Origin of the sequence: Synechococcus sp. R5-12 (assembly GCF_047502655.1) — a bacterium.
Lineage (GTDB): Bacteria > Cyanobacteriota > Cyanobacteriia > Thermostichales > Thermostichaceae > Thermostichus.
The window spans coordinates 1-4,367 of sequence record NZ_JANSIM010000177.1 but is presented as its reverse complement, the minus strand read 5'-3'; the positions used below and the strand labels follow the sequence as shown (position 1 = coordinate 4,367).

The 4,367-nt window shown below is 57.5% G+C and carries 4 protein-coding genes; 1 reads left to right on the top strand and 3 read right to left on the bottom strand.

Annotated elements, in window-relative coordinates; translation table 11 throughout:
* Positions 1 to 201: 201 nt before the first annotated feature.
* Positions 202 to 867 carry a magnesium protoporphyrin IX methyltransferase gene (gene bchM / locus NW843_RS09965; RefSeq protein ID WP_414388583.1) on the bottom strand — a complete coding sequence of 222 codons (666 nt, stop codon included), beginning with the start codon at positions 865 to 867 and terminating at the stop codon, positions 202 to 204.
* 171 nt (positions 868 to 1,038) lie between these two features.
* Here bchM and NW843_RS09960 point away from each other — a divergent pair, with 171 nt between their 5' ends.
* The gene (locus NW843_RS09960; RefSeq protein WP_414522845.1) at positions 1,039 to 1,536 is read left to right on the top strand and encodes a hypothetical protein; all 498 of its coding nucleotides are present in this window, start codon (positions 1,039 to 1,041) and stop codon (positions 1,534 to 1,536) included.
* Between the two features lie 42 nt (positions 1,537 to 1,578).
* On the opposite strand, the gene NW843_RS09955 is transcribed toward NW843_RS09960, so the two are convergent.
* Positions 1,579 to 2,556 carry a D-alanine--D-alanine ligase gene (locus NW843_RS09955; RefSeq protein ID WP_414522844.1) on the bottom strand — a complete coding sequence of 326 codons (978 nt, stop codon included), beginning with the start codon at positions 2,554 to 2,556 and terminating at the stop codon, positions 1,579 to 1,581.
* A 69-nt stretch (positions 2,557 to 2,625) separates the two neighbouring features.
* Entirely contained in the window at positions 2,626 to 3,747 is a 1,122-nt protein-coding gene (ftsZ, locus tag NW843_RS09950) for a cell division protein FtsZ (RefSeq protein ID WP_414522843.1), read from the bottom strand.
* Positions 3,748 to 4,367 lie beyond the last annotated feature (620 nt).

Genomic DNA, 4,367 nt, shown 5'->3' with positions numbered 1-4,367 from the left:
GAACAGTGATGTTCAGCAGTGTTCAGCGTAAATGTATCAGCAACTGGATAACCTCAGCTGATCGTTATAGTCATTTTTAAACTAGATTGAGACACTCCCCAAGCATTCCACGCTGCTGCCCCTACTCCCAGCCTCGCTGCCAGAGGGAGAGGGGAGCTAGACGAAAATGTTTCATTCCCGTTTAACGAACCAGATCGAGTGTCACCGAACCAGATCGAGGAGCCAAGCAAAGTAGAAGCGGCTGCGAATGGTTTGTCGCTGCTGCACTTTCCAGCCCCATTCGGTTAATTGGCTCACCAAGGTCGCCTCTCGGTGTTGATAGGCGCGGGTGGTTTTGCTGGGGCCGGGGAAGAACTCTCCCACTTTCTTCAGCAGCGTCAGCCAGGGGGTTTTGGGGGCAAAACTGAAGATCAGGCGGGACCGAGCCAGGCGGGTCAGGTGCTTTAGCATGCGCAGGGCCTCGGCTTCAGGGTAGTGGATCATCACATCGAGGCAGATGACGACATCGTATTCCCCTGTCAATTCCTCCAGATCCGAGACCCAAAATTGGGGGTTGTCTGTGGATCCCAACTCCATTTGCTGGCGGCGGCGTGCTTCGTTCACCATTTGTTCCGAGATGTCGCTGGCGAACACCTGCGCCCCTCTGGCGGCCAAGGGCAAACTGAGGCTGCCCACCCCGCATCCGGCATCACAAATGCGTAAACCCGAGGGATCCCCCAACCACTGCAACACCGTCTCTACCGTGCGGGCATGGCCAAGGCGGATGTCTTTTTGGACGAAATTGACTTCTTCTTCACCATAAATGCGCCGCCAGCGCTCGAAGCCAACGGAGTTGAAATAATCGCGGACAATGGTTTTTTCCTGCATAGAACTTCCAGCTAGGGATCCGGCGAGAGAAAAAGATGAACGCTCTGCTCTGTCGAGACCCGGCATTTCTTCGCCCATGCGCATCCCATTCTACCCCGAGGCCCCGTAACCCTCTGCATCGTTGCCCTAGGATTGTATTAGAATTAACTCGCATGCCTTGGATGTTGCCCCATGACCGAAGCTGAGATTGCCCAAGCGTTGCAGGCTCGGTTGGCTGCCCCGGTCAGAATTGCGGTCAAACGCCGCCAAGGTCATCTACACGTTCTCCTGAATCGGCCCCCCCTGGCTCGAGTGGACTACCCCCATCTCATGGAACGGGTGCAGGCGGAGCTCAGGGCGTTGGGCTTGCCCGGCTTGGAGCAGGTCACGGTGTACGGGCGTGAGTCGGGACATTCTGAATACGAGTGGGAGCAAACGGCCCCCTTGTTGAACCCGCTGCTGGCCTCAGAAGAAACCACAGTTCTGTTGGAAAAAAAAGGCGATCGCCTACTGCAGGATCTGACAGTTGTTGCCCCGGATTCGGTCAACTCAAAGCCTGAACCTGCGCCGGAGAATCCTGTCGGGAAAACCGACATAGGCAGCAGGTCCCGCATCTCCTGGGTGTGGCTGGGGGGAGCTGTACTGATTGTTGGAATTGGGGTGATTCTTTTGCTGGTTGCCCTTCTCTGAAAGAGCTGGGTAAAGGTTCTTGTTCTTGTCTTGGGAAAAGCCTCAGGGAGCGTTGCCGAGAGTCGCCGATGAACTTTGAGGATGCCGGGATCCGGTCAATTGGGCTTTTTGCAAGGCATCCTGCAGCATTCGCTCCACCAACTCGGTGAACGTCCACCCCAGAGCTGCCGCCGCATCGGGACAGAGGGAAGTGGGGGTCATGCCGGGCAGTGTATTCACCTCCAACACCCAAGGATTTTCCTCGGGATCCACCCGCAGATCCACCCGCGCCAAGCCTTCGCACCCCAACGCCTGGTAGGCCTTCAGACCTGCCGCCTCACAGCGGGCCAACCCTGCCGGGCTGAGGGAACAGGGGATCAAATGCCGCGAGCCACCGGGTGCGTACTTGGCTTCGTAGTCGTAGAAGTCGCCTTGGGCGGGGATGATCTCAATGGCCGGAAGAACTTGGCCGGACAAGATCGAGAGGGTGATCTCCTTTCCGGGAACATAGCGCTCCAGAAAAATCCGCGACGAGACTGAGCGGGCCAACTCCAGCCCCTGAGCAAATGACCTCTCATCCCGGACAATGCTGATGCCCACCGTCGAGCCGTTGTTGCTGGGCTTAATCACCAGTGGGGATCCCAACTCTGCCGCACAGTCAGCCCAAGTGAGGGGGCTTTGGTCGTCCCAAACCTGCCAATCGGGGGTAGGGATCCCCGCGGCGCGAAAGATCTGCTTGGAGACCAGCTTATCCATGGCCAGAGCACTGGCCAGCGGCCCGGATCCCTGGTAGGGCAGGCCCAGCCAGTCCAGCATTCCCTGTACCACCCCATCCTCGCCACCAGGGCCATGCAAGGCAATCCAAACGAAGTCGCAGCCGGCTTGCCGTTCCTGCCAAAGGCGCAGAGGCAGATCCCTATCTGGGTCGATTACCTTGACCCGATGGCCCAGGTCCTCCAAAGCCCGTTTGCAGGCTTTACCCGTTACCCAAGAGACTTGACGTTCTGCCGAACGCCCCCCCGCCAAGACAACAATGTTCATGGCCTAACCCCAAAGCACTCCCCACCCTCAACAACCGGCACCAAGATACCAGCATACCTTCACCCTACCCTACGAAGGGGGCCGTCGGCGGCGCAAGAACTCGGGAATATCTAAGCCTCCAGACATCGGCGGCTCAGGCTCCGGAGGCTGTCGAGGCGGCAGCCCAGAGCCCGTGGGAGTGGGCTTAGGAACCCCCGACTTGTTGGAGGCAGAAACTTTGGTTGCAGCAGGGATGGTGGCTGGACGGGCTTTCTCTTGGAAACCGGTGGCGATGACCGTGATGCGCACTTCCCCCTGCATGCGCTCGTCTTGGACGGTGCCGAAGATGATGTTGGCCTCGGGATCCACTGCCTCGGCGATGATCTCGGCAGCCACCGTGACCTCATGCAAGGACAAATCCGGCCCACCGGTAATGTTGAAGAGGACACCTTTAGCCCCTTCGATGGAGGTTTCCAAAAGCGGCGAAGATACAGCGGTAATGGCGGCTTCGCGGGCGCGGGACTTGCCGGATCCCATGCCAATTCCCATCAAGGCAGAGCCGGCATCGGCCATCACGCTGCGCACATCGGCAAAATCCACATTGATCATGCCGGGAATGAGAATGATATCCGAGATGCCCTGCACCCCCTGCCGCAGCACATCATCAGCAACGCGAAAAGCCTCTTGGACAGGGGTTTGCTCGGAGATCACCGAAAGCAACTTGTCATTGGGAATTACAATCAGGGTATCAACTGCCTCCCGCAGCGCTTGGATCCCTTCCTCGGCCTGCTTGCTGCGGCGTTTGCCCTCAAAGGAAAAAGGCCGTGTCACCACTCCCACCGTCAGGGCACCACTGGCTTTGGCAATTTGGGCGATGACGGGTGCTCCACCCGTGCCCGTGCCTCCCCCCATGCCGGCGGCAATGAAGACCAGATCTGCCCCTTTGATGGCTGCCGATATTTCTTCGCTGGATTCCTCTGCAGCTTTCTGGCCAATGGCCGGGTTACCACCTGCACCCAAGCCTCGAGTCAGCTTCTGCCCAATTTGCAAGCGGTTCACTGCCGAGGACTGGGCAAGGGCCTGCGCATCGGTGTTGACGCTCCAAAACTCGACGCCCACAAGGTTGCTGGCCGCCATCCGACTGACCGCGTTGCCACCCCCACCCCCCACGCCTACTACCTTAATCTTTGCGTTTGCGGTCTTGCTCGGCATGAAGTCCTCTGGACAATCCGCCGCTCTGGTCTGAGATCCGTTCCTCTCATACTCGGCATGAGAGCCTTCTCCCCTGTGGCGCTCATTCCAATGGGAAGGCGCAGACTGGGCTGAACCCAACCCTTGCCCAGGATTGAGAGGATGGATGTCTGACCAATTGGATGGCATGTCAGCTCTCACAATAACTTAAATTCTGGCAAATATCGAATATGCTAGCTGATTTAATATAGAGCAACTCCCTCCAGATGCCAACGCTGCCGACGTTTGTGAATCTTCCCGCTGAATACGGCCCTCCTAAAGACGCCTGTCGGCAGAATCTCAGGTAGCCTTTCTTGCCTAGAGGCATTTCTCTCTGAACTTGTCTCGAAGCTTTTGTGTGTAAGAATAGGTGTTCTCGAATACTTAGACCCTTGCAGGGGAAGAAGGGTCCAAAGGGAGGTTTCGGTACAAGAGTCTGGCCCTAGTTAAGGCCCAGTTAAGGCGAAGAGTCCCCTATCCAGCCAAAGGCTGATAGAGCGCCACTTTGTAGAACTGAGGCTTTGGCATCCTGTAGAGATTCAGGGATCCGGACTTGCATTCAGCTAGAAATTGCAGGAGCCCCGCACTGTACCCGTAGGGTC

Excerpts from the sequence above, each read along its gene's own strand:
- ftsZ (WP_414522843.1), bottom strand. The coding sequence starts at position 3,747 with ATGCCGAGCAAGACCGCAAACGCAAAGATTAAGGTAGTAGGCGTGGGG.
- NW843_RS09955 (WP_414522844.1), bottom strand. The coding sequence starts at position 2,556 with ATGAACATTGTTGTCTTGGCGGGGGGGCGTTCGGCAGAACGTCAAGTC.
- bchM (WP_414388583.1), bottom strand. The coding sequence starts at position 867 with ATGCAGGAAAAAACCATTGTCCGCGATTATTTCAACTCCGTTGGCTTC.
- NW843_RS09960 (WP_414522845.1), top strand. The coding sequence starts at position 1,039 with ATGACCGAAGCTGAGATTGCCCAAGCGTTGCAGGCTCGGTTGGCTGCC.